Raw genomic sequence first — 24617 nt, forward strand, 5'->3', positions numbered from 1 at the left:
ATCAAGCGCTTACCGTCACCCGCGTCCGGTAAGCGCTTCTTTAAGCCTTGCTAACAGCCGGGAACCGTAGCCCATTTCGTGGAGTCAGGTGGTAGTTGTTCAGCGGCGTTATTTAGCTACCTGACGCAGGAGAATGATGGTGACGTCCGTATTCTGGGCAATCTCAAGGGGCACGTTGCCCTTGATCACCTGGCTGAGGAGGTTTTCCCGCGAGGCCCCGAGCAAAATGGCGTCGGTGCGGCACAGGCGAGCCATATCGATAACGGCTGCAGATACCGAGGGGTGGGTGAGCACCTGGGTGTAGACCGGGCGTTTGAGCGTGGTCTCTAACCCGTCGGCCATCTCTGACAGGTGCTGGAGGGTTAGACACTCGCCCTTTTCGGGGTGGCAGATGGTGCAGAGCTGAATTTCGGGAGCGTGGCCCAGGGTGAGCAGACCCGGCAGCAGGGCTTGAGCACTCTGGGCGTTGGGGCCGCCTGCGGTGGGTATCAGCCAGCGATCGAAGGTGAGGTTGCGGCCAGGGCGCACCACCACCACCTGGCAGGGGGCCTGACGAATGAGGGTATCGACCACACCGCTGATAACGCGGCCGGGGGTGAGGGTGGGGTGGTGCCAGCCCATCAGCACCAGATCGATGTGGCGATGTTTAATTACCTCCAGCAGGGTGCGGCCAATTTCGTGGGCGGCACGCACCTGAAAGTGCACCGACAGGCCACTATTTTCGGCATAGGATATAGCCAGCTGGCGCAGGGGCTCGACCTTATGCAAATCGACGTTGGCCTCGGCGGGGGCAACGCTGCGGGGCACCGATACCACGTGGACGCACTCTAGCTCGTAGTGCAGGCCGTGGGCGATCGCCGCCGCAATCTTAATCAAATCGGGCGCGGTGCGGGGGTCGGCCAGGGGCACCAGCAGTCGTCCCTGGCCGGTGGCGGGGGCGCGCTGCTGTAGCACCACATAGGAGGGTTCGGCCTGGGGGCCAAGTTCGAGCTGATCGCCGCTGACCTGGTCAGACTCGGCGCGAATGATATCGGCGCGGGTAATGATGCCCACTAGCTTATTGCCCTCAGTGACGGGCAAACGGCTGAGCTTTAGGCGGTTGAGCAGGTGCAGCACCCGGGGCAGGGTAGCGTCGGGGGCCACCGTCACCGGGTGAGGGGTCATAATGTCGGCCAGGGTGAGGTACTGGTCTAGCCCCTGGGCTGCGGTTTCGCCGAGGTCGCTCTGGGTGACAATGCCCACCAGCCGCCCCTCGTCGAGCACCGGAAAGCCCCGGTGGTGCGATCGCGAAAAGGCCTGCACCACCTCGGGCAGCGTCATCTGGCTAGAGAGGGTTTCGACCCGCCGCTGCATCAGGTCGGCAGCCTTGAGGTGGGCCCAGGGGTTGTTGGCCTGGGGCACAGGTTCGAGGTGAATGCCCTGCATAGCCAGCAGCCGATTGTAAATAGAGCCATTGTTGGCGCGGTCAGAAATCAAGTAGGCAATGCCCGAGCCAATCATCAGGGGCAGCACCAGGTTAAAGTTGGCCGTCATTTCAAAGACAATGACAATGGCGGTAATCGGTACCCCGGTTACCGCACTAAAAAACGCCCCCATTCCGGTCAGGGCGTAGGTGGTAGGGCTGGCCAGGGCCTCGGGCAGGGGCCAGGCTCCAAAGCCGGTATAAAACCCCTGAGCCAAAAAGCTGACCAGGCAGCCCAGCGCCGCCCCCAGCACCAGCGATGGCGCAAAAATGCCCCCCGCCGCCCCCGAACCGTAGGCGAGCAGGGTAAGCAAAAACTTGACCACGAAGGCGATCGCAATTAGCTGCCAGCCCGCCGACCCGGTAACCAAAAACTCCTGCAGGCCGGTGTTGTCGATCGCCGCCACCGGCAAAAACACCCCGACCAGCCCCGTCACCAACCCCGCCAGGCCAATGCGCCCCGGCAGCCCCAGCCCCTTAAACTGCCGAAAAAAGGCCAAACTGCCAAAAATACCGCTGCGAAACAGCGACCCCAACAGCCCCGCCGCCAGCCCCAAAATCATCAAAAAGGGCAGGTCGTGCACCGACAGACTAATGGGCCGGGAGTCCATAGCCAGGTTTAGCCCCTGGCCACCCAGCAGCCGCGACACCACCGCCCCAATAAACGAGGCCAAAATGGCGCTGCCCAAGGTGAGGTCAGAAAAGTCTTGCAGCAGCTCTTCGACTACAAACAGCACCCCGGCAATCGGGGCATTAAACCCCGCCGCCAGACCCGCCGCCGCCCCCGCCGAGATCAGCTGTCGCCGATACTCCGGTGAGGTGGGCACCCAGCGGCTGAGCTGCGCCGCCAGCGCCGCCCCAATTTGCACCGTTGGCCCCTGCCGCCCCAGCGACAGCCCCGACCCCAGCGCCAGCAGGGTGCTACATAGTTTGACCAGCGCCACCCGCAGGTTTAGCGGAATTTTGGCAAAGCCCAGGGCTGCCTTCACCTGGGGAATGCCGCTGCCCGACGCCTCGGGGGCCAGTCGCTCTACCAAAAAACCCGATAGCCAGCCACCGACCAAGCCGATTCCAGGCAGCACCATCCACAGCGGCAGCTCGCTCGTCGTGCGCCACAGGGCCAGCTGCTCTACGCCCTGCTTGAGCAGCACCGCCGCCAGCCCCGACACCAGCCCAATCACGCAGGCCTCAACGATGGCAACCCGCTTGCGGCTCAGCAACGGCTCCAGTCGTTTGTGCAGCATCGGATTAGGAACAGTAGGGGGCAGAACAGTGGGTTATTGAGCCAACCCAAAGTGTAACCCTTCAGGTTTGTCTAATTTATAGACCCAGCTATAGCCATCCTACGTGAACCCTAAGGGTGCAGCTCACAGTCGGGAAAACGGCCCAACCCGTTGGCTTCCACAATGGCATTGCGGCACCGCAGCGGGGATTTGCCGGTCAAATCGGACAGCCGCTTTAGGCTGATGGCAGGCGAAGAGGAGTGAGGGGCCGTCATGTAGAGCTTGTAGGCTACTTCTAGCACCTGATCATCGAGCAGCAGGGGTCTAACGGTCGAACTGATGACGTCTAGCATGGCGGTAGGGAAACGCTATACCTAAGCATATTTACTGAAATTGGCCGCCAAACCGTCTGCCTARARGMRGRYWTYGKWKRMYRMRRGSRGWKSRGSCRGGRSWRRGYSGKWGGGTRGGCRSNTGSMYRSSWSSAWSSGTGGATGGGTGGATGTAAACATGGAGTGGCTTTCCCTGGGTAGGGATAAGAAATCTAAAATCTAAAATCTAAAAATTCCTGGGCCTCCAGGCTCTTCACTGACAAGGTGCTGCGCGGGAGAGCAAAGTTGTTTATGCTGTCGGTGAAGTCTTTAGAGAACGCTATGGAACTGCAAGTGATTCGCGATCGCATTGCCACGATTCGCTCCAAGCGAGAGGCGCTGATTCAGCTTCTCGAACAGCCTGACTTGGGCACCCTGCGCATTGACGTCAACCAGGCGATCGAAGAAATGGACGATCTGCTGGAAGAATTTGACCGCACCTTCCCGATGGGATGACCCAGTGAGATGATAGGTTGAGATTTGGATCGCGACGATCAAATTTAGGTTCAGGGGGTGAGCTTTGCCGCTAGGGCAGCTTAGGCTTCTGAACTCGACTTGCCACTGTCATTACCACTACTCACTTCAACTCCGCCCGACTCACTATGGCCACCAGCTACACCGTCGAAGTTCACCACCAAGGCACGACTCAAACCATTACCGTACCCGAAGATCAGACTATTTTAGAGGCGGCTCAGGCGGCAGGGCTAGATCTACCCACCTCCTGCGGGGCCGGGGTCTGTACCACCTGCGCGGCGCTGGTGCTAGAAGGCGAAGTCGAGCAGAGCGACGGCATGGGGGTGAGCACCGAGCTGCAGAATGAAGGGTATGCACTGCTGTGTGTGGCCTATCCCCGCTCCGACATCAAGCTGGAGACCGAAAAAGAAGACATCGTTTACCAAAAGCAGTTCGGCCAGGGCTAAGCCGTAGGGTGGGCACTGCCCACCACCAACCGTTTTCAGGAAACGAGGTACGGCTAACGATCTAGGTCTACCAATTTAGGCAAGCCTGATCGTTGCATTCTTGCGTTGTTCAGCGGTGGGCAGTGCCCACTCTACCTCGGCTGAGTAGGGTTTCGACAGGATTGGTTAACTGATGGCGTTAGCAACTCACTTCATCACCATCGACATAAGCCTGGAGAAGACAGGCGGGGATCTGGTCAGCATCATTGAAGCGGCTCTGGCTGAGCGGGGGGAACCCCTGCGCTGGGCTATCACTCAGGTCAACGCTGCAACCCAAACCGCTACTGTGGAAGCGGTGGTGACGACCCTTTATAACCCTTAACTATGAGCCAGGCTGCCCCCCAAGCTGCGACTAGTCGTCCCTACACTGCGGTGCTGGTGGTGCCCACGGGCATTGGCGCGGCGGTGGGGGGTTATGCGGGAGATGCGCTGCCGGTGGCGCGAGCGATCGCCTCGGTGGTCGACACCCTGATTACTCATCCTAATGTTATGAATGGGGCGCAACTCTACTGGCCCTTGCCCAATGCTTACTACGTCGAGGGCTACGGGCTAGACCAGTTTGCGGCGGGGCGCTGGGGGCTGCGCCCGGTACACCGTAACCGCATTGGCCTGGTGCTGGATGCCGCCATTGAAGACGACCTGCGCTGGCGGCATCTACAGGCGGCGGACGCGACGCGAGCCACCCTGGGGTTAGAGTTGACCGACTACGTGGTGACCGATGCACCCCTGGGGGTTGAGCTGCGCCGCGCCGAGTCGGGGGCCACCTGGGGCACTATTGGGCGGCCCGATAGCCTGCTGCGGGCGGCGGAGCGATCGCGCGCTGCCGGAGCCGAGGCGATCGCCGTAGTAGCTCGATTCCCTGACGATACTGATGCCGACGCTCTGCAAGACTACCGCCAGGGGCACGGGGTAGATCCGCTGGCCGGGGCTGAGGCGGTGATCAGTCACCTGGTGGTGCGTACCCTGGGGTTGCCCTGCGCCCACGCCCCGGCCCTCAGCCCGCTGCCGCTGGACACCTCCATTTCGCCCAAGTCAGCCGCCGAAGAAATTGGCTACACCTTCCTGCCCTGCGTGCTGGCCGGGCTGAGCCGGGCACCGCAGTTTGTGGTTGGCCCCAGGTTAAGTGGTTTTGGAGGTGGTTTTGGGGCCAGCTCTAGCGCCACCCTATGGGCCGACCAGGTCGATGCCATTGTGGTGCCAGCTAGCGCCTGCGGCGGCAGCGCACTGCTGAGCCTAAGCCGCCGGGCGCTGGCGATCGCCGTTGAAGCCAACACCACGGCCCTGGCGGTTAGCCCAGAAGCCCTAGGTATTTCTGCGGTGCGGGTGGGCTCTTACCTGGAGGCGGTGGGGCTACTGGCAGCCCATCGGGCCGGGGTTCACCCCCAGGCGCTAACGGCCCAAATGCCCCAACTTAAAGAGTTTCACCCTGTTGCGGAGGTTCACCCTTTGGGCAGATAGAAACCCCAAGCCCGCTTTCTACAATGAACCAGGAGGAGGCCGATTGGGATTCAGTGGTCAGCTGTTACCCAATCACCGCGTTAACCCATTCTGGAAAAGCAACAAGCAACAGTTTTAGCCTGCCCGGACTGCACCTCGCCTAGATAGTGCCTACTGCTGCTATCGTCAATGCCATCAATCGGCTGTAGCGATCGCGACCTGGTAAGCTGACTTGGCCTAGCCTCCGCTGTTGTCACAGGATCACGTTATGCCAAAACGCACTGTCAACGTCTTGCTGGTCGAAGATGACGAAGTAGACGTGATGAACGTACAACGGGCTTTCAAGCGCAACCACATCGATAACCCTCTCTACATTGCCAACAACGGGTTAGACGCACTTTCGATGCTGCGCGGCAGCGACTCCGAGCCTCCCTCTGTGCCGGAGCATCGGCGGTTGGTGCTGCTCGACATCAATATGCCGATGATGAACGGGCTAGAATTTCTGCAGGAGTTGCGCCAGGATGCTGCGCTGCGATCGACCCCCGTGGTGGTATTGACCACCTCTGATGCCGACCAGGATCGGCTGGAGGCCTACCGATTAAATGTGGCGGGTTATATCTTAAAGCCAGTGACTTTTGCTACCTTTGCAGAGGTGATGGCGTCGCTTAACCAGTACTGGGCACTGTGTGAAATTCCTTAGACAGACCCATTGGCAGCCGCCGTGGGCCGGGGGAACAGGGGCTACACGAATGGGTAAAGTGCTGGATATTTTGCTGGTAGATGATGATGCAGTCGATCGCATGGCCATTTGCCGGGCTCTAGACCGCGCTGACCTATCGGTACAGGTGACAGAGGTTAACAACGCCGAAGAGGCGATCGCTCACCTAAACCATTCCTCCTACGACTGTGTTTTTTTAGATTATCGCCTGCCCGAGCAGGACGGGCTATCGCTAATTCGGCAGTGGCGCGCCGAGGGGGTAACGATTCCGCTGGTGGTGCTGACCGGCCAGGGCGATGAGCAAATTGCCGTCGATTTAATGAAGGCCGGAGCCAGCGACTACCTGATCAAAACGCGGGTGTCTCCCGATCGCCTGGCGCTGCTGTTGCGCAATGCCCTGCGGGTCTACGAGGCCGAACAGCGGGAAGCCTCCGCCCTGGCCCAGCTCCAGCAAACCAACATTCTGCTGACTAAGCAAAACGAAGAGCTAGAAGATCAGCGCCGCTACATTGAAGACCAAAACTTCAAGCTGATCGAGGCCTACCGGGTGAAGTCGGAGTTTTTGGCCACCATGTCCCACGAGCTGCGCACGCCGTTAAACGCCATTTTGGGCTTCTCGCAGATTCTCGACAGCCAATCTAAGGGACCGCTCACCTCCCACCAGGCAGAGATGGTCAAGCGCATTTTTACCAACGGCAAAAACCTGCTGAGTCTGGTCAACGACATTCTCGACTTGTCGAAGCTAGAGGCCCAGCGGCTGACGTTGACCCCAACCTCCCTCGACCTGCACAGGCTGGTCGAGGCAACGCTATCGGACCTGCGATCGCTGGCCGACGGCAAGACCCTAACGCTCAAAAGCGACCTCAACCTCAGCGATTCCATCGTCATCAACGACGAGCATCGCCTGCACCAGGTGTTGGTCAATCTGGTTTCTAACGCGATCAAGTTCACCGACCGGGGCCAGGTGCGGGTCAGCATTACCGAGAGCGGGCCTAGCGACATCACCGTCACCGTCGAAGATACCGGCATTGGCATTGCTAAAGAGCAGCTGCCCCACATTTTTGAAGCCTTTCGCCAGGTCGATCAAACCATTCGCCGCCAGCGCCCCGGCACCGGCCTGGGGCTTGCGATCGTGCATTCCCTCGTCACGGTCATGGGCGGAACGGTGGCCGTCAGCAGCGAGCCAGGGCAGGGCACCACCTTTACCGTTACCCTACCCCGACAGATTGCCGCACTGCCTTCAAGCGAGACCTTTGGCATTGAAGTTTGGTAGCCAACCCACCGCCGCGCCCAGTCAGCAGCGTCGTTGCCCCAGGCTCCGCCATCGGGGTCGCATCTTCACCCTTTAGTGACCGACAGCGGCGGTCAAGATGTAGCCTTCACAAACTTCAGCAATTTGCCTGTGGTTTTAGCTGGCAACGTGGGAAAATGAAGGGCGCATTTCTTGGAAAACTGCCTGTGAAAGCTCTTGTGGTCGGCAACGGTGGCCGTGAACATACCCTGGCCTGGTCGCTACTGCAATCGCCCCGCATTACGGAGGTGGTCTGCGTGCCCGGCAACGGCGGCACCGCCACCCTACCCCACTGCCGCAACCTGGCCATGAACACCGACGCCTTTGAGGGTATCGCGCGCTTTGCTCTGGTCAACAACCTGGAGCTAGTGGTAGTTGGCCCCGAGCAGCCCCTGGCGAACGGCATTACCGACTACCTGCAAAAACAGGGGCTCAAGGTATTTGGCCCCACCCAGGCCGGAGCCCAGATTGAGGCCAGCAAAGCCTGGGCCAAGGCCCTGATGGTAGAGGCAGGCATTCCCACTGCCAGGGCAGAGGTTTTTACCGACGAAGCGGCGGCTCTAGCTTACCTAAAGCAGCAGGGTGCCCCCATTGTGGTGAAGGCCGATGGGCTGGCGGCGGGCAAAGGCGTTACCGTAGCGCAAACCCTGGAAGAAGCCAGTCAGGCGGTGCGCGATGCCTTTAGCGGTCGGTTTGGCGACGCCGGCCACCAGGTGGTCATCGAAGAATGTATGACCGGGCAGGAGGCCTCGGTGCTGGCCGTCACCGACGGGCAAACCATTCGCCCCCTGGTGCCCGCCCAGGATCACAAAGCCATCGGCGAGGGCGATACCGGGCCAAATACCGGCGGCATGGGGGCCTACGCACCCACTCCAGTAGTTACGCCGGAGATCATGGCGCGGGTGCAGAGCGAGGTGCTAGAGCCTGTGATCGCCACCCTGCGCCGCCGGGGCATTGACTATCGCGGCGTGCTCTACGCCGGGCTAATGATTACCCCCACAGGCGATCCCAAGGTGGTGGAGTTCAACTGTCGCTTTGGCGACCCTGAAACCCAGGCGGTGCTGCCCCTGCTCGAAACGCCCCTAGACGAGGTGATCCTGGCCTGCATTGAGGGGCGGCTCGATGAACTAGAACTCCAGTGGAAGCCAGGAGCCGCCGCCTGCGTGGTGGTGGCCGCCGAGGGCTACCCCGACACCTACCCCAAGGGCATGGAGATCTTTGGGTTTGAGGAAGCTGCCGCCACCGGAGCGCTGGTGTTCCACGCCGGTACCCGCCGCAAGGGCGACAGCATTGTGGCCGATGGCGGGCGCGTGCTGGGGGTCACGGGACTGGGCGACACCTTCGAGGCGGCGATCGCCAATGCCTACGAAGCGGTGGACAAAATCTGCTTTGAGAATATGGTCTACCGCCGCGACATCGGTTACCGGGTGATGGGGAGATGAGGGGATGAGGAAATGCAAAATTCAAAATTGACAGTTCAAAAAATCTTGACTGCGGCTTGGCTTGGTCTAAGCCCATTGCCTCCGCAGGAAAAACCTTGAATTTTGAACTTTGAATTCTTCCTCTTCTCCACCTTCCTCACCCCTCCACTCCCCACCTCCTCTATAGCTTGCGCTCCGTCACCAGGGTCAGGCTTACCCAGGTTCCCTGAGCACTGTAGGTGCGAACTAGCCGCTGTCGCAGGGTGGGGCTAATCAACCAACCCACTTCTAAAAAGAACGGTTGCCCCGGCTGAATTTCGGTCGGAAAACTGGCCGACGCCCCCCCCGGTAAGCAGAGCACGGTGACCGGCTGGCTGCCCTGGCTAAACTGCAGGGTAGAGCCAACCACCCGCCCTTGGGACTGAATCGCCGGACTTTGGCCAAAATTGAGGGTTTGGCTCACCGTTCCTGGCCCTGCCTGCCGAATTTTCAGTCGGGTTGCCATTGTCTGCGGCGGCTGCAAATCGGGGAACACGGTTTCTGCTTCCCCGACCCAGGTGCCCAGAAGCTGCTCAACAGACAACTCGGGGCGGGGCGTTGGGTCAGTGCCCGCTAAGTATTCTCGAATTAGCGTCAGGCTGCCCAGGCTGGGCTGCTTCGGAAAAATCAGGGCCAGGCGCAACCGCTCGGTACCGTGAATCAACCCCAGCTCGGCCCCAAACTCGCTCACCGGACTGCGCTGAATCGACCCCTGAGAAAACGCCCCGGTTCCACAGAACAGTACCCCCCGCCCCAGGGAGCTGTACTCCAGCACCGTTTCGCTGGGCGGCTGATCGGGGGGGCGTTTGCGAATGGTCTGGCGCATGGTGTTGCCCCCGTTCAAGGGCGTCAGCGCCACCTCCGAAGGCGTGTCTTGCCGCACATCTCCGCTAGGAGATAGCTGGGTGAAAGAACCTACCCAAACGCCCTGGTTTTTGAGCAGTCGTTGCCATTGGGTCAAAGGGGCGGAGGCCATAGAGCCAAACCACGTTAAATGACTAAAGTTTGGCGCTGGCAAGGGTTTATGGTGTTAGGTGGCAGGTTTGGGGTCTGACCTTGCACCTGCAACCCTGAACCGTAAACCCTTTTCCCCTAGCCCTGCATCTGGCTGACCAGGTGGGGCAGCTCAGGCAAAATCAGCGCCTTCATAGCCAGGGTGACGGCGTTGCTCGACCCCGGCAGCGAAAAGATTAGCGTCGATTGGTAGACCCCAGCCACGGCGCGGGACGCGATCGCCCGCGAGCCAATCTCCTGAAAGCTGAGCTGCCGAAAGATCTCGCCAAAGCCGGGCAGGGTTTTCTCCAGCAGGGCGGCGATCGCATCGTAGGTGGTGTCGCGCGGGGCAATGCCCGTGCCGCCTGTGAGAATAATGCAGTCTACCTCAGCCCCCTGGGCCAGGGTTTGACACAGGGGGCCAATGCGATTGGGCTCGTCAGGGATGATCCGGTAGTCGTGCACCCGATGACCCGCCTCGGTGAGCAGGGCCTGAATGATCTGCCCACTGCGATCGCTCTCGACGGTGCGGGTATCGCTAACCGTGACCACTGCACAGCGCACGGGCCGCGACAGTGTCTGGGAGTGGGCCTGGGGATGGGCCATAGCTGGGAGACGTTAGCTCTTGGTGAAGCCCAGACCGTTTTGCTCGGCGTAGCGGTTCATAAACCGCATAAAGCGATCCCACTCGGCTTCGCTCTTCATGACGTAGGTGGCCTCAATACCCGCTGGTTCGCCGTTGACAAACTTGCCGTTGACGTCGCGGCTCGTCATCTCGCCCTCTTCATCGACCAGATACATGCCGGTGATTTCAACCCCATCCTGCTGGGAGAGCGCCTGGGGGTGGTCAAAGTAGAAGGTAGCCGTACCGTCTGAGCCATCCTTAGCGCGGGTGAGGCGCACATCGGGAATAACGGGTTCTGCAATACCACGGGAAAATTGAATCTCGGCCATGCCAAAGGTCCTAATCTAAGAATGCCATTTATTAAGGTTTATTCTCGCACGTTAACGGAACTGGATCAGTCACCCCTCCAAACTCCACTCCCATCCCTCTCCCACCCATGCACTCCCCTCACGGCGAATCCCCCATCGGGTCCCCCATCGGGTCACCCATCGGGTCTCCGGTTAGCACCGTCAGCGATTCCGCCAGGGCCACGGCCTCCTTGGGGGCAACGTCTTCGCAGCTCTGCAAGTTTTCAAACAGAGCGCCGATGTAGGTGGCCCCAACGAGCCGGTAAGCACCGGAGCTGCCCATCAGCCAGTCGGTGAAGAGATTGGATTCAGGAAACTCGGCGCTGAGATCGGCATCGGTAAAGGGGCCATAGTTGAGGCCGTAGCCCTGGTCGCCAAATAGCGGCGGCTGAATGGGCAAACGGCTTTCGGTAGCAGGCATGTCGCCGACGCCTGTGGCGGCAAACTCCACAGCGAAGCACTGGCCGCTTTCGCTTTGATAAACCACTAGATACCCAGGGCCAGCTTCGCTCTGGTCAACCCGCATTTCAACGATCGAAAACGACGGCGGCACCTGGCCCGGCACCACAACGTCGACGCCCAAGCTGGTGAGCTGACTGGTCTGGGTCGGCGACATCTGCGCCAAAAAGGACCCGTCGGGCGGCGGCGGTGGCCCGTCTGCCGGGGCATTGAGGGGGGTTGAGGTGTCGGCGGCAGACTGCTCTGTGGAGCCGAGTTGCCCGTCGCAGGCGGTTAGGCCCGCCGCCAGCAGCAGCACGGTGGCTGCGATCGCCGTTTTGGTGGTCATGGTGCTTGGTTACTCTGCAAACAATACTTTGCGAACGGGGCCGAAGCTATCTTATCGCGATGCCCAAAGCCTAACCGGAGCCTTGACCTGCGACAGATAGAGCCGGAGGGTCTGGCCCGGCCGTTAAAACCGCCAATCGAGGGTAAACCTGTGGCATGATAAACCCCTGTTGCCCTGGAGCCTGATGCCGTTGCGTAAGCTGCCGCCCCTGCCTGTTTCGGTGAAAGTGTTCTACGGCGTGGGGGAGCTGGCGGCAGCGGTGCCGGCCAGCCTATCGGCGTTTTTTGTGCTCTATTTTTTTACCACCGTAGCGGGGCTGAGTCCGGCGTTGGCGGGGGCCGTACTGCTGTTTGGCCGGGTGTGGGACGCCATTAATGACCCGCTAATTGGCTGGCTGAGCGATCGCACCCAGTCGCCCCTGGGTCGCCGCTACCCCTGGATGCTGGGCGGCGTGATTCCCCTGGCGATCTGTTCGGTGCTGCTGTGGACGGTGCCGCCATTCCCGACTCAGATGGGGGTGTTTGCCTACTATATTGTGCTGTCGATTTTTGCCTTTGCGGCCTTTACGGCGGTGCAGCTGCCCTACACGGCCCTGGCAGCCGAACTGGCCGACGACTACGACGAACGCACCGATTTGATCGGCATGAAAGCGGCCTTTAGCATTGGCGGCAGCATTGCGGCGCTGCTGATGGCGCAGGCCGTCTTTGCGCGGGTGGCCGACCCGGCCCGCCAGTTCTTTATTTTGGGGGCGCTGTCAGCGAGTCTGGCAGTGGTGATTATTGGGCTTTGCGTGGTGGGTACCTACCGGCGCTACTGGCAGGTGCAGCGGGGGCGACCGCGACTGGTTACCGCTGCCGAGACCCCGGCGCTGCTGAACCAGCTGCGCAGCGTCTTTAGCAATGGGGCCTTTCGCCAAATCTTGGGCCTTTACCTGTGCGGCTGGATGAGCGTGCAGGTGACCGCCGCCATGCTGCCCTACTTTGTCGGCGGCTGGATGGGGCTGCCTGCCACCCACTTTGCCCAGATGGCGCTGGCGGTGCAGGGTACCGCGATCGCTATGCTCTGGGGCTGGGACTGGGTGGCCAAGCGCACCGGCAAGCGCACGGTTTTTCTGATGGGGGCACCGCTGGCGGCGATCGCCCTGGGCGGCCTGGCCACGGTGCAGCCTGGTCAGGTGGTGTGGATGTACACCCTGGGGGTGATCGCCGGAATTGGGGTGGCCACGCTCTACGTCATTCCCTTTGCCATGCTGCCCGATGTCGTTGACCTTGACGAACTCAACACCGGCCTGCGGCGCGAGGGGCTTTACTTTAGCGCCCTGGTGTTTTTGCAAAAGCTAGGCCTGGCGCTGGCGCTGTTTATTTCGGGCCAGGTGTTAAGCGCCACGGGGTACCTGGCCACTGCCGAGACTCAGCCAGCGGCAGCGCTCAACGCCATTCGTCTGCTGATTGGCCCCCTGCCCGCCCTGCTGCTGGGGGTGGGGCTGTGGTTTTGCTACCGCTACCCGATTACCCGCGATCGCCATCAGCAAATTTTGCTGGCCCTGACGGCCCAGCGGCAGCAGCGACTCGATGCCGAGGCTGCCTCCGGTTCCGACGCACCAGCGCCGGGAGTTTAAACCAGCTTGAGTCGATGGCGGCTGGTCGCTGTCTGTCGTAGGGGAGATATTTTTGCGCTTTGGGGAACAAACCTTTCCCTCCTGCGGTGGAGGAAGGCATGACACCATATTGTTAAGTTCTTTGAAGAGTGTTCATGCGCTGATTCGCATGCATATTTTTTATACCGTTTCGAGTGTAAGGAATTTTCCCATGGCTATTAAGCGTTCCTCCCAAGCTAAGCGCTGGCTAACTGGTTTTGCGAGTATCGGTGCTGCCGCACTGCTGGCGGCCTGCGGCGCAGAGTCTGAACCTACCGCTGTAGACACCGCTCCCCAAGCCCCCGTTGCAACCGAAGAGCCTGCTACCGACTCCTCCACCGCTACCGATGGGGAAACTGTGGCTGACGTTGCCGCTAGCTCCGAAGAATTTAGTACCCTGGCCCAGGCCATTGAGGCAGCGGATCTGACCGAAGCACTGGCTGCTAGTGGTCCCATTACGCTGTTTGCGCCTACCAATGAAGCCTTTGAAGCGCTACCCGAAGGCACCCTTGACGAGCTGCTGCTGCCCGAAAACCAGGATCTGCTGCGGCAGGTGTTGACCTACCACGTGGTGCAAGAGGAAGTGGCTGCCGCTGATGCCACCTCTGGGGAAGTGTCTACCGCCGCCGGTACTCCCCTGACGCTGGAAGTGGACGAAGCTAGCGGCGATGTCATGGTCAACGAAGCCATGGTCGTTGAGCCCGATATTCAGGCCAGCAACGGTATCATCCACGGCATCGATCAGGTCATTTTGCCCCCCGATCTGGCCCTCTAGTAGATACCGATAGAGAGGGGCTGACGCTATTTGGCCGCCTCCCTTACCTTGCAAAATCCCGACTCCTGCCAAAACCCAGGGCTGCGGCCCTGGGTTTCTTCGTTGGGAAGTGACAGTCTAGCCGCTGTGGTTAGAGGGCTGCTGCCCCAGGCGGGGCTCGGTGCCGGCCAGCAGACGTTCGATATTGCCCCGGTGGCGCAAAATGACGTAGGTTGCCCCCAGCGCCCCCAGCACTACATAGGCCAGCGGCTGGCCGGTAGCCACCATAAGCACAGCCGCTGCGATCGCCGCCGCAATGGAGCCCAGCGACACAATTCGGCTGAGGGCCAGGGTAATGCCAAAGGCGATCGCTGTGCCTAAGGCCACGGGCCAGGCCAGGCCAATCAGCACGCCCAACCCCGAGGCCGCCGATTTGCCGCCGGTAAAGTTAATCCACACCGATTTGCTGTGACCCACCAGGGCCATCAGCCCCGACAGCATGGTGATCCAGGGTTGCCATTGGGTCACCCAAGCACCCTGCACGGCCAAAGCGGAGATTTGGGGCCAAAGCGCGATCGCCAGCAGCACCGCCAGCAGCCCTTTGAGCAGGTCGATGACGAGAACGGCGATCGCCGCCCCTTTGCCCACCGTTCGCAGCACGTTGGTAGCGCCCGTGCCCCCCGAGCCGTACTGTCGGATATCGATACCTTTCATCCAGCGGGCCACCAGATAGCCCGTGGGAATTGACCCCAGTAGGTAAGCTGCCACCAGCAGCAGCACAATCGCTAAAACCGCCAACGCCCTATGTCCTCGTGCGTAAAATTTGCCACTATCAGTCTAGGAGGATTGGGGCATTAGTTTGGGCAAGCGGTTAGCAATCCTTACCTAAACCAACGGCTAGCTCTACCCGGAGGTGACTGGGTTATCTACTGAAAGTCTGGCTTCGGGAGAGCCTCGGTGACGGCGCAGAGGCGTTCAATTACCTGCTCAGCGGTAATTAAACGCTTCAGCACCACCTGCCCAATCGGTTCGCTAGTGGTGTTTTCGGGCTTGACCTCGACCATCAGCACCGTTTCTTCTACCTGGTACAGCCACAGGGTTTCGCCCTGTTCTTGAATCGACAGATTGAGCCGAACCATGTGGGGCTTGCGCTGCCAGCCCAGCTCGTTCCACAGACCGCCAAACTCCCACACCCGGCCCGTTGTCCAACCGTCAGAAAGAAAAAAGTACTTCACCGCTCACTCTGCCACACCGTGTATCAATGGCATTATGCACTGTGATGAACGATTGGCCGCAGCCCCACGCCATTTAAATACCATCGAGGTTAACGCTGACAGGGCTAACGCTGGCCCGCTTTACTCTGCCCTAATTAACTCTAGCCAGGTTACTTTGGCCAGAGTAAAGGGCTGGCCAGTGCATCCCCAGACCTTATAGAATGGCCGCCCTTGCCCTCAGCCCAGGTCTACACCGATGCCATGATTCAAGTGCGTGCCCTCGACCATCTAGTGCTAACGGTTGCCGATGTCTCCCGCACCTGCGAGTTTTACCGAACGGTGCTGGGCATGGAGGTGGTGACCTTTGGGGCAGGGCGCACGGCCCTGCGCTACGGGCAGCAAAAAATTAATCTGCACCCGGCTGTGCGGCCCTTTGCCCCCCACGCCCGCGTGCCCCAAGCCGGCTCCGCCGACCTGTGCTTTTTGATCGCGCCGCCGCTGGAGGCCGCGGTGGCTCACCTGCAGGCGCTGGCGATCGCCATTGAGCAGGGGCCGGTAGCGCGAACGGGAGCAACCGGGCCGCTGGTCTCGATCTACATTCGCGACCCCGACGGCAACCTGCTAGAACTCAGTGTTCCGGGCGATCGCAGGCTAGGGGCCAGGGCTTGAACAATCGGCGGGGGGCAAAAAACTTTGGCCAACCATCCGGATGAGTCTGGCTGCCGGCGTAGTAAGGAAAGGTAGATGCACCCTGATTGTTAAGCCTTGGGATACCTGGAGGGATTCCAAGGCTTTTTTTTGCCTACCCACAACCATCGCTACGGCCATCGCCTAGGGTCAGCGCAGCGGGCGATCGCTCCTGTGATACCCTATCCGCAATTAGCGCGAAGGCAAAAACTCTATGGCGACAGTGACGGGGGCGACAGTAACAGTAGGGCTGGTGTTTGGCGGCTGTTCGGGCGAGCACGAAGTATCGATTCGATCGGCTCAGGCGATCGCCCGCGCCCTGGCCAGCGGCACCAACGCCGCCAAATACACCGTGCTGCCGGTCTACATTGGCAAAGATGGCCAATGGCAGGCAGGCCCCGAGGCGGCAGCGGTGCTGAGTGCTGGCGTGCCCCCCCAGGAGTCGGCAGCCCAGGCGGCCTCACCCCGGCTGCGACTGCCCCAGTTTGAGCAGGTCGATGCGATCGACATCTGGTTTCCGGTGCTGCACGGCCCCAACGGCGAAGACGGCACTGTGCAGGGGCTATTTACCCTCATGCAGCAGCCCTACGTGGGGTCTGGCGTGCTGGGTTCAGCGGTGGGTATGGACAAAATTGCGATGAAAATGGCCTTCGCCCAGGCCGGGCTGCCCCAGGTGAAGTACCTGGCGGTGAGCCGGGAGGAGGTGTGGTCAAACCCCTGCATTTTTCCAAAACTGTGCGATCGCATTGAGGCCGAGCTGGGCTACCCCTGCTTTGTCAAACCCGCCAACCTGGGCTCATCGGTAGGCATTGCCAAAGCCACTACGCGCAAAGAACTCGAAGCTGCCCTCGACAGCGCCGCCAGCTACGATCGCCGCATCATCGTCGAAACTGGGGTCGTGGCCCGCGAAGTGGAGTGCGCCATCCTGGGCAACGGCAATCCCAGAGCCTCGGTACCAGGCGAAATCACCTTCCAGAGCGACTTCTACGACTACGACACCAAATACACCAGCGGCCAGTCGCAGCACACCATCCCGGCCCAGGTGCCCGAAGATGTCGCCCGCCGCATTCAAGAAATGGCGGTAACAGCATTTCAGGCGGTAGATGCCGCCGGCATTGCGCGGGTAGACTTTTTCTACATCGAAGCGACGGGCGAAATTTTAATCAACGAGATCAACACGCTGCCGGGGTTCACCGCCACCAGCATGTACCCCATGATGTGGGAAGCCAGCGGCGTCAGCTTTGCGGAACTGGTGGACAGGCTGATTCAGCTGGGCTTTGAGCGCACGGGGCGAGGGGATGGGGAGTAGGAGCGGGGGTGCGTAGATGGGTGGGAGGGTGGATGAGTGGGAGGGTGATGGTCCCTGAGCGGAGTCGTTTGCACTAGCGTCTCCCGTAGGGAGAAAGGGGCTGATACCAAATCCTGTCTGTATACCCCCGATTTGTAGGGGCATTGCAGTGCAATGCTCCCTACGAGGTACCGATTACGAATCGGGGTTGTGTGACTCGGATTTGCTCTATAAATAGCCGATCCCTGAGCGAAGTCGAAGGGACGGCTATCGCTGTTTTTATCGTTGGGGGTGCCGCGCTAGCGGCATGGACGATTGGTATGAGAGGGTTAAGGAGTGAATTAGCAGACTATAAACCTGTGCACCAGTACCGTAGTACCGTAGGCACTGCCCACCATCATGCCATCAGCGCTACTTGATCAGGATTGGCTCGACTCAGTTTGGGTTAAATAACGCTGGTAGAGCGGAGCTGCAGCCAGGCTCGCAGGGCCAGGAGGGTTACTCCGAGGGCCAGCCACAGGAGGGCGGCGCGGCGGGTGAGGGCCAGGGCGGCAAGAATGCGATCGCCCGTAATTGGCACCACCGCGTCGCCCAGCAGCGGCTTCTCTTTAACCTGTCCACGATAGGTATTTTGGCCCCCCATTTGCACCCCTAGAGCGGCGGCGTAGGCGCACTCGCTCCAGCCCGCATTGGGGCTGGGGTCGGCTGGGGCATCGCGGCGGCAGAGGCGCAGCACGTGGCGAGGCCGCCCCGACAGCAGGGCAATGGTGAGTACCGTCAGGCGGCAGGGCAGCCAGGTCAGCCCGTCCTCCAACCGAGCGCTAAACCAGCCGACGTAGGTGTAGGGCGCTTCTCGGTAGCCCACCATCGAGTCGAGGGTGCTGGCGGCTTTGTAGGCCAGGGCCACGGGCACGCTACCCACCGGCAGCAAGGCCCCAACCAGGGCATAAAACAATGGAGCCAGCACCCCGTCGGTGGCATTTTCGCTCACGGTTTCGAGTACCGCCCGCCGTATTTCGGCCTCATTCAACGTTGCGGTGTCACGACCGACGTAGAGGGCCAGGCGTTCTCGTGCCCTGGAGAGATCGCCAACCTCTAGGGGCATCAGAACGTCCTCTGCCGCTCGTCGCAAGCTGCGCCCGGCAAAACAGCTGGCCAGCAAAATCACCTCGATCCCCAGGCCGACGGCAGGATGCAGGCCTTGAGCCAAACGCATGATGCTCCACCCCGCCAGGCCGCTGCCCACGATCACCCCCAGACCTAGAATCACCCCCAGGCCCCGCTCGACCAGCGGCGGTAGCTTGAGGCAAAGGACACCCTTAGAGGCCCGGCTAATCGCCCAGCCAATGACCTGCACGGGGTGGGGCCAGCCCCAGGGGTCACCTACCAGGCGGTCAAGCCCTGCCGCCAACACCAGCACCAAACCTGGCTGAAACTCCAACGCGCTAAACCACAAAGCTGACATCATCCCCCTGGGCCGCCTGCCAACTGCGGGCATCGAAGTACAAATCTTCTAGGGAAATACTATAGAGGGCCTCTTTGAGTTTTTGCGAGAGCCGGTTCCAGACGGCAAAGGTGACCCAGTCTTCAGCCTGATCGGCCTGGGGGCTGTGGCGAGGCAGGGGGTCTACCTGTTCGCCCACCGCCTCTAAAATTTGGCCCAAAAAAATTTGGTCGGCGGGTTTGGCTAAGCGATAGCCGCCGTGGGGCCCGCGCACCGAATCGACAATGCCGGCCCGCCGCAGATCGATCAGCAGTTTTTCTAAGTAGGGGGGCGGCAAACCCTGGCGATCGGCAATGGTGTTGACCGAAACGGGCTGCCGAGAGGGGTGCAGGGTTAGGTCGAGCAGGGCTTTGACGCTGTAGTGGCCGCGAGTGGTGAGTTTCATGGGCTGATTTAGGGATTGTTTTAAGGTAGTTCTGCCATAGCAGGGAGTACTGACTACCCCCGCCCGCCGCCTTTCAAAAGGGGTTAAGGCCAGGCCAAAATTTCTGTTCATAAACGCTGGTAGCTTTCTGCAGGATAGGGGGTTTTTGGCAGATTTCGACCGTTGCAACCAGCGGTACGACCTTTCAAAGGGCCTCCACACTGGCCAAAAAGTTAGCCTTTGATGACGCTGGCGGCATACCGATTGGCAGCGCCTCTGCTGAGCCAGAACGATTCAAGCGGGCGAGCGCGGCTGTGGTTAAATAGTCTGCCCCATCCCTATCTGGGCGTAGGTTAAGGGTCGTCTTTGGCCCCAGGTGACTCCTAGGCTGGCGGCCTATTTTCCCCAAGCAGTAGGTTAAAAGAGCTGGTTAGTGAGCATTTTTAGTAGTTTTAAGTAGGGCAAAAGGGCGCTTATTTTGACCTCAGAGGAGGAAACGTTAAGAGGTCAAAAAATAGCATGCAAAAATTATTTCACTGTAGTATGATTTTGCGTGTTGTCATTAAGGTGGAGCTGGGCGGATACAGTTTTGCTACCCCTGCTCAAAAAAGTCTGAAACAAACCGTTGTGAACGAGAATAGAGTTAATGGCTAACGCAACTCAAGTACAACCCCTGGTCGGCAAAGAGTTACTGCAGAAGGTTAAAGACCTGGACGATCTAAGCAAAGAAGATAAGGCAAAAGCCTGCGGGTATTACACCCTGACTAAATCGGGCAACCCCCGAGTCAACATGATGAAATTCCTTAATGCACTGATTGAAGCTGAGGGCATACAGCTTGACAGCGGCCAAAATGGCAACGGACGCGGTGGCCGCAGCGCCAGCTTTCGCATTACCGTACAGTCAAACGGCAACCTATTGATTGGGTCAACCTACACCAAACAGATGGGGCTAAGGCCGGGCGACGAGTTTGAAATCACCTTGGGCCGCAAGCACATTCGGCTGAAGCAGTTGGGCGACGGCGGGGCTTTGCTCGAAGATGAAGACGAATAAGCCGGCTGACGGGTAGGAAAAGCACCTGGGGTTTTGGGCAGGGTGATCCGTTTTGGGATCGCTTTAGTACAATGGGCGAACCAAGTCTCTGAGAGGTTAGCTCGCCCATTTTTGATGCTCTCTAGTTACTAGCCAGAGTTCTTTTTTGCTGCCTTTTGAGCCTGCAAAGAGGCAAAATAGCCGATTTTTAGAGCTGTTTTGGGTCTGACGACACAGGGCATTTGTCGAACACCTCATACCAGATGAGCTAAGTTTTGAAAAATAAAGAATTGTGCGGTAGTCTATGAACTTTCCTATAGTTTTAGACATTGCCCTGGGGCTGGTCTTTATCTTTTTTGTGTTGAGTTTGCTGGCCAGTGAGACTCAAGAGATCATTGGTACTCTTCTGCAGTGGCGAGCCGAGCATTTGAAGCAGTCAATTGAGGTGCTGCTAGCCGGTAACGAGCGTGAAAAAGAAGCGGCGGCTCAGGAGTTGGCCGATGCCCTCTACGAAAGCCCGTGGATTCGCAGCTTGAATCAGGAGGCGAAGGGGACGATCGCGCGATCGTTTCGCCGTATTTCTCACTTTATTGGCCGCATTTACCGCACTTTGACCGGTCAGCGCAACGTGTTTGGGGCGGGCAAAACCAGCGGTCCGTCCTATATTCCCCCTGAGGCGTTTGCCAACAGCCTGCTGGAGCGGATGCAGCTGGGCAACCTGTGGCAGGTGCTGGCCAACGATCGCATCTACGGCTTTGCCCGCGATCGCGTGCTGGCCCCGGTCAGTAACATTCTCAGCGACCTGAAGGCCAGCACCGGCAACGAGTTCCTGCTCAACGCCGAACTGCAGCAGCTGGAGGCGGGCGTGCGGCAAATTGTGGACGACTTTGAGGCGGGCATTGTCTCGCTGCCCGAAAGCCTCGATCGCGTCGTCAACCGGCTCGAAGACTTTGGCCTGATGGCCGCAGATATTTTGCCCGATAACCATCCCCTCACCGAGACCTTTTTGCGCCGTCTGGAGTACATTCAGCGCGGCCTGGCCAGCACCCCCACCGAAAAGGCGGCCCTGCTCAGCAAGCTGCGCCCCAACGTGGCTCAGCTGCTCGACATTTTTGACAGCAACAGCCCCGCCTACGGCGAACTCAGCCGCCTGGCCCAAAACGGCAACCCCGAGGCTCGCGCCCTGATCGAGCGGCTGACGCAGGCCCCCATTACCCCGGCCCTGCGCAGCAGCCTGGCGGCGATCGCCCGCAAGGTCGAGGTCACGACCGATGCCACCCGCGACGACGTGAAGCTGTTTGGCCACGAGTTGGAAAAGTGGTTCGATCGCGGCATGGAGCGAGCCACCGGGGTCTACAAGCGCAACGCCAAGGCCGTCGCCCTGATCATTGGCATTGCCACCGCCGTCTCGATCAACGCCGACTCGTTTCACATTGCCACCCGCCTGGCCGTAGACCCGATTTTGCGCACCTCCATTACCCAAGCGGCCGATCAGGTGGTGGTCGGTTCACCCGGTGACTTCAACCAAAACATTGAGCAGATGCAGGCGGCCGTCAACCGGGCCCTCGACGAGATTCCCTTTCCCCTGGGCTACAGCGAGACGGTGATGGAGCAGCAGCTCGCCGCCGAAGCATCGTGGCCGGTTCCCCTAATTCCCCGCCGCCTGCTGGGCTGGCTGGTAAGCGGGTTCGCCATCTCTATGGGGTCGACCTTCTGGTTTAACGTGCTCAAAAAAGTGATTAACGTGCGCAACACCGGCGGTAAGCCAGAGGGGGTGAGGGAATGAGGGAGCGGGATGGATGGGTGGATGGGCGAGCGACACCAGGTGAATGATCGAATGGGAGTGATAGAGGCATCGGCACTGTCCTTAGGGCAAGAATATGTCTGTAGCCGGGGGCTAAATCTGTATAAAACTGCCGAGTTAGAGGGGCTAGTCACCCAGGCGGCGGCGGGTCGGCATCTGCGGCTCTCTGAAAAACCGGGGCAGGGATCTCTGGCTGTTGTGCTCTGCGAAGACGACTATCCAGGCTGGATTAGCGCTGCCGATGGCAATTGTCTCAGGCCTGCCGATCGCCCCTACCAGCCCCCGGTTTTAGACCGCGCCGCGATCGCACCCCGCCTGCCGGAGGTAATTGCCTTTACGCATGCGGCCATGGCCACCCCCAACACCTACCTGTGGGGCGGCACCGTTGGCCCCAACTTTGACTGTTCAGGGCTGATGCAGGCGGCGTTTGCCTCCGTGGGCATTCCCCTGCCCCGCGACTCGTACCAGCAGGAGGCCTTTACCCAGCCAATTGCCTGGGACGAGCTAGAACCGGGCGATTTAATTTTTTTTGGCACCTCGGAGCGCACCAAGCACGTGGCCCTATACCTGGGAAATGGCCAGTACATCCACAGCTCGGGCATCGACCAGGGCCGCAACGGCATCGGCATCGATTCGCTGAGCGATCTCACCGACCCGGTCAGTGCCGCTTACTACGGCCAGCGGCGGCGGGCAGGCCGAGTGATGGTGAGCTACCAGCCGAAAGCGCTGAAACAGTAGCCGGTGATTGCGCGCCACGATGGGCTTTCGGCTAAACTCAAGGGGCGTTATCTGGCGCGTTTCGGTGCTCTGTCCCATCGTCATCCCGCTGTTATGATTCCTGCTACTCGCCCTAGTTTGGCCCTGCCGGTGTCGGGGACTACTGCCCCGGTCGACATTTCAGTGGTGGTGCCAATCTACAACGAGTACGAAAGTCTGCCTGCACTGGTGGCGGCGATCGCCCAGGTGCTCGACCCTCTGGGGCGCAGCTACGAAATCATTGGCGTTGACGATGGCTCGACCGACGGCTCCAGCGATCGCCTGCGCGAGTTGACCCAGCAGTACCCACACTTAGTAGCGGTGCTGCTACGCCGCAACTACGGCCAAACTGCGGCTATGGCTGCCGGGTTTAAGTACGCTCGCGGCGGCACTGTAGTCACCCTCGACGGCGACCTGCAAAACGACCCCGCCGACATTCCCCGCCTGCTCGATCGCCTCGACGAGGGCTATGACCTGGTGAGCGGCTGGCGCAAAGACCGCCAGGACAACACCCTCACCCGGCTAATTCCGTCTAAGATTGCCAACTGGCTGATTGCGGGGGTCACAGGCGTGGCGCTGCACGACTACGGCTGCTCGCTGAAGGCCTACCGGGCCGAGGTGATTCACGACCTCAACCTCTACGGCGAGCTGCACCGCTTTTTGCCCGCCCTGGCCTTTATTGAGGGGGCGCGCATTACCGAAATGCCGGTCACCCACCACGCCCGCCGCTTTGGCACCAGCAAGTATGGCCTGGGCCGCACCCTGCGGGTGGTGATGGATATGCTCACCGTCTACTTTATGAAGAAGTTTCTCACCCGGCCCATGCACATCTTTGGCAGTCTGGGGCTGGCCTCGATGGCGGCGGGCGTTGCCCTGGGCCTGTACCTCACCCTGGTTAAGTTTTTGGCCGACCAGGACATTGGCGATCGCCCCCTGCTGGTGCTGGCGGTGGTGCTGTTTTTGGCGGGTATTCAGCTGTTTAGCTTTGGCCTGCTGGCCGAGCTGCTGATGCGCACCTACCACGAGTCGCAGCAGCGCCCGATCTACCGCGTGCGCGAAATTGTTGGGCCGGCTGGGCCTGAGGGGTAGCCTCAAGCGGTGAAACCATGAGTGAAACCCTGGACCAACTCGGGCACGGAGCGACTAGGCCCGCTACCCTTAAACCAGCGGCGATCGCGATGGAGAACGTGTCGCGCGTGTTTGGCAGTGGTGAAGCGGCGGTGCGGGCCTGCGATCGCATCGACCTCACCATTCACCCCGGCGAATACTGCGCCATTATGGGCCAGTCGGGCTCGGGCAAATCGACGCTGATGAATATTATCGGCTGCCTCGATCGCCCTACCAGCGGGCGCTACTGGCTCGATGGCACCGATGTTTCAACGGTGGGCAAAACTCGACTCACCCGGTTGCGCAACCGCAAATTGGGCTTTGTGTTTCAGCGCTACGAGCTGCTGCCGAACCTAACCGCGCTCGAAAACGTGATCTTGCCCATGATGTACGCCGGGGTGGGGCGAGCGGCACGGCGGCGGCGGGCCGAGGCCGCCCTCACCCACATGGGCCTGGCCAACCGCATGGACAAGCGCCCGCCCCAGCTGTCGGGCGGTCAGCAGCAGCGGGTTGCCATTGCCCGCGCCATCGTCAACCAGCCGGTGCTGCTGCTGGCCGACGAACCCACCGGAGCGCTCGATTCACAGTCAGCGGCGGAGGTGTTGGGCATTTTTCAGGCGCTGCACCAGCGGGGTATTACCATCGTCATGGTGACCCACTCGCACGAGGTGGCTAGCCACAGCCAGCGCATTATTATGATGAGCGACGGCCAGGTCACCCACGCTCACCTCAGCCCCGCCGAACTGGGGCACCTGACGCCGCTGTAGGTGCGCGCGACGGCGGTAGGCTGGCGACGAAAC

At 60.3% G+C, this 24617-nt stretch carries 26 protein-coding genes; 16 read left to right on the forward strand and 10 right to left on the reverse strand.

The window, feature by feature from the left end:
• Positions 1-108: 108 nt before the first annotated feature.
• Entirely contained in the window at positions 109-2706 is a 2598-nt protein-coding gene (locus tag IQ265_RS02825) for a chloride channel protein (RefSeq protein WP_194050692.1), read from the reverse strand.
• 110 nt (positions 2707-2816) lie between these two features.
• Complete coding sequence (locus IQ265_RS02830; protein ID WP_194050693.1) at positions 2817-3038, reverse strand: hypothetical protein; 222 nt, start codon at positions 3036-3038, stop codon at positions 2817-2819.
• A 300-nt stretch (positions 3039-3338) separates the two neighbouring features.
• Between IQ265_RS02830 and IQ265_RS02835 the strand changes: the two genes are divergently transcribed.
• From IQ265_RS02835 to purD, 7 genes are all read left to right on the forward strand, one after another.
• Complete coding sequence (locus tag IQ265_RS02835; protein WP_194050694.1) at positions 3339-3512, forward strand: hypothetical protein; 174 nt, start codon at positions 3339-3341, stop codon at positions 3510-3512.
• A 146-nt stretch (positions 3513-3658) separates the two neighbouring features.
• Positions 3659-3976: a 2Fe-2S iron-sulfur cluster-binding protein gene (locus IQ265_RS02840; protein WP_194050695.1), complete on the forward strand. Its 318-nt coding sequence runs from the start codon at positions 3659-3661 to the stop codon at positions 3974-3976.
• A 172-nt stretch (positions 3977-4148) separates the two neighbouring features.
• On the forward strand, positions 4149-4337 hold the full coding sequence (locus IQ265_RS02845; protein WP_194050696.1) for a hypothetical protein: 189 nt from the start codon (positions 4149-4151) through the stop codon (positions 4335-4337).
• A 2-nt stretch (positions 4338-4339) separates the two neighbouring features.
• Positions 4340-5473, forward strand: coding sequence for a DUF3326 domain-containing protein (locus IQ265_RS02850; protein WP_194050697.1), 1134 nt, complete (start codon positions 4340-4342; stop codon positions 5471-5473).
• Positions 5474-5720: 247 nt separating this feature from the next.
• Entirely contained in the window at positions 5721-6152 is a 432-nt protein-coding gene (locus IQ265_RS02855; protein ID WP_194050698.1) for a response regulator, read from the forward strand.
• A gap of 49 nt (positions 6153-6201) precedes the next feature.
• Entirely contained in the window at positions 6202-7443 is a 1242-nt protein-coding gene (locus IQ265_RS02860) for a hybrid sensor histidine kinase/response regulator (RefSeq protein WP_194050699.1), read from the forward strand.
• Positions 7444-7628: 185 nt separating this feature from the next.
• Positions 7629-8903, forward strand: a complete 1275-nt coding sequence (gene purD, locus IQ265_RS02865) for a phosphoribosylamine--glycine ligase (RefSeq protein WP_194050700.1) — start codon at positions 7629-7631, stop codon at positions 8901-8903.
• A 160-nt stretch (positions 8904-9063) separates the two neighbouring features.
• On the opposite strand, the gene IQ265_RS02870 is transcribed toward purD, so the two are convergent.
• From IQ265_RS02870 to IQ265_RS02885, 4 genes are all read right to left on the reverse strand, one after another.
• Positions 9064-9897, reverse strand: coding sequence for a DUF3598 family protein (locus IQ265_RS02870; protein ID WP_194050701.1), 834 nt, complete (start codon positions 9895-9897; stop codon positions 9064-9066).
• Between the two features lie 116 nt (positions 9898-10013).
• The gene (locus IQ265_RS02875) at positions 10014-10520 is read right to left on the reverse strand and encodes a MogA/MoaB family molybdenum cofactor biosynthesis protein (protein ID WP_194050702.1); all 507 of its coding nucleotides are present in this window, start codon (positions 10518-10520) and stop codon (positions 10014-10016) included.
• A 12-nt stretch (positions 10521-10532) separates the two neighbouring features.
• On the reverse strand, positions 10533-10868 hold the full coding sequence (gene psb28, locus IQ265_RS02880; protein ID WP_194050703.1) for a photosystem II reaction center protein Psb28: 336 nt from the start codon (positions 10866-10868) through the stop codon (positions 10533-10535).
• Between the two features lie 118 nt (positions 10869-10986).
• Positions 10987-11673, reverse strand: coding sequence for a hypothetical protein (locus IQ265_RS02885; RefSeq protein WP_194050704.1), 687 nt, complete (start codon positions 11671-11673; stop codon positions 10987-10989).
• Between the two features lie 184 nt (positions 11674-11857).
• Here IQ265_RS02885 and IQ265_RS02890 point away from each other — a divergent pair, with 184 nt between their 5' ends.
• Together IQ265_RS02890 and IQ265_RS02895 are read left to right on the forward strand one after the other, a co-directional pair.
• Complete coding sequence (locus IQ265_RS02890) at positions 11858-13291, forward strand: MFS transporter (RefSeq protein ID WP_228037526.1); 1434 nt, start codon at positions 11858-11860, stop codon at positions 13289-13291.
• A gap of 190 nt (positions 13292-13481) precedes the next feature.
• Positions 13482-14084: a fasciclin domain-containing protein gene (locus IQ265_RS02895; protein WP_194050705.1), complete on the forward strand. Its 603-nt coding sequence runs from the start codon at positions 13482-13484 to the stop codon at positions 14082-14084.
• Positions 14085-14201: 117 nt separating this feature from the next.
• On the opposite strand, the gene plsY is transcribed toward IQ265_RS02895, so the two are convergent.
• Both plsY and IQ265_RS02905 read right to left on the reverse strand, forming a co-directional pair.
• Complete coding sequence (gene plsY / locus IQ265_RS02900) at positions 14202-14861, reverse strand: glycerol-3-phosphate 1-O-acyltransferase PlsY (protein ID WP_194050706.1); 660 nt, start codon at positions 14859-14861, stop codon at positions 14202-14204.
• Between the two features lie 128 nt (positions 14862-14989).
• Positions 14990-15298 (reverse strand): hypothetical protein, encoded by a 309-nt coding sequence (locus tag IQ265_RS02905; RefSeq protein ID WP_194050707.1) that lies wholly within the window; start codon positions 15296-15298, stop codon positions 14990-14992.
• Positions 15299-15541: 243 nt separating this feature from the next.
• Between IQ265_RS02905 and IQ265_RS02910 the strand changes: the two genes are divergently transcribed.
• Both IQ265_RS02910 and IQ265_RS02915 read left to right on the forward strand, forming a co-directional pair.
• A complete protein-coding gene (locus IQ265_RS02910) occupies positions 15542-15946 on the forward strand; it encodes a VOC family protein (protein ID WP_194051092.1) in 405 nt (134 codons plus the stop codon).
• A gap of 232 nt (positions 15947-16178) precedes the next feature.
• Entirely contained in the window at positions 16179-17273 is a 1095-nt protein-coding gene (locus IQ265_RS02915; protein WP_194050708.1) for a D-alanine--D-alanine ligase family protein, read from the forward strand.
• Positions 17274-17697: 424 nt separating this feature from the next.
• Here IQ265_RS02915 and cbiB read toward each other — a convergent pair whose 3' ends face one another.
• Positions 17698-18720, reverse strand: a complete 1023-nt coding sequence (gene cbiB / locus IQ265_RS02920) for an adenosylcobinamide-phosphate synthase CbiB (RefSeq protein WP_278002707.1) — start codon at positions 18718-18720, stop codon at positions 17698-17700.
• Positions 18698-19141 carry an Rrf2 family transcriptional regulator gene (locus IQ265_RS02925; RefSeq protein ID WP_194050709.1) on the reverse strand — a complete coding sequence of 148 codons (444 nt, stop codon included), beginning with the start codon at positions 19139-19141 and terminating at the stop codon, positions 18698-18700. The genes cbiB and IQ265_RS02925 overlap by 23 nt, the downstream gene beginning before the upstream one ends.
• A 625-nt stretch (positions 19142-19766) precedes the next feature.
• On the opposite strand from IQ265_RS02925, the gene IQ265_RS02930 reads away from it, so the two are divergent.
• From IQ265_RS02930 to IQ265_RS02950, 5 genes are all read left to right on the forward strand, one after another.
• Positions 19767-20171, forward strand: a complete 405-nt coding sequence (locus tag IQ265_RS02930) for an AbrB family transcriptional regulator (RefSeq protein ID WP_194050710.1) — start codon at positions 19767-19769, stop codon at positions 20169-20171.
• 283 nt (positions 20172-20454) lie between these two features.
• A complete protein-coding gene (locus IQ265_RS02935) occupies positions 20455-21936 on the forward strand; it encodes a hypothetical protein (RefSeq protein ID WP_194050711.1) in 1482 nt (493 codons plus the stop codon).
• Positions 21937-21987: 51 nt separating this feature from the next.
• Complete coding sequence (locus IQ265_RS02940; RefSeq protein ID WP_194050712.1) at positions 21988-22692, forward strand: C40 family peptidase; 705 nt, start codon at positions 21988-21990, stop codon at positions 22690-22692.
• Between the two features lie 93 nt (positions 22693-22785).
• Positions 22786-23799 carry a glycosyltransferase family 2 protein gene (locus tag IQ265_RS02945; RefSeq protein ID WP_194050713.1) on the forward strand — a complete coding sequence of 338 codons (1014 nt, stop codon included), beginning with the start codon at positions 22786-22788 and terminating at the stop codon, positions 23797-23799.
• A gap of 89 nt (positions 23800-23888) precedes the next feature.
• On the forward strand, positions 23889-24584 hold the full coding sequence (locus IQ265_RS02950; RefSeq protein ID WP_194051096.1) for an ABC transporter ATP-binding protein: 696 nt from the start codon (positions 23889-23891) through the stop codon (positions 24582-24584).
• The last annotated feature ends 33 nt before the right edge of the window (positions 24585-24617 follow it).

It is taken from the genome of Nodosilinea sp. LEGE 06152, from assembly GCF_015207525.1.
Classification (GTDB): domain Bacteria; phylum Cyanobacteriota; class Cyanobacteriia; order Phormidesmidales; family Phormidesmidaceae; genus Nodosilinea.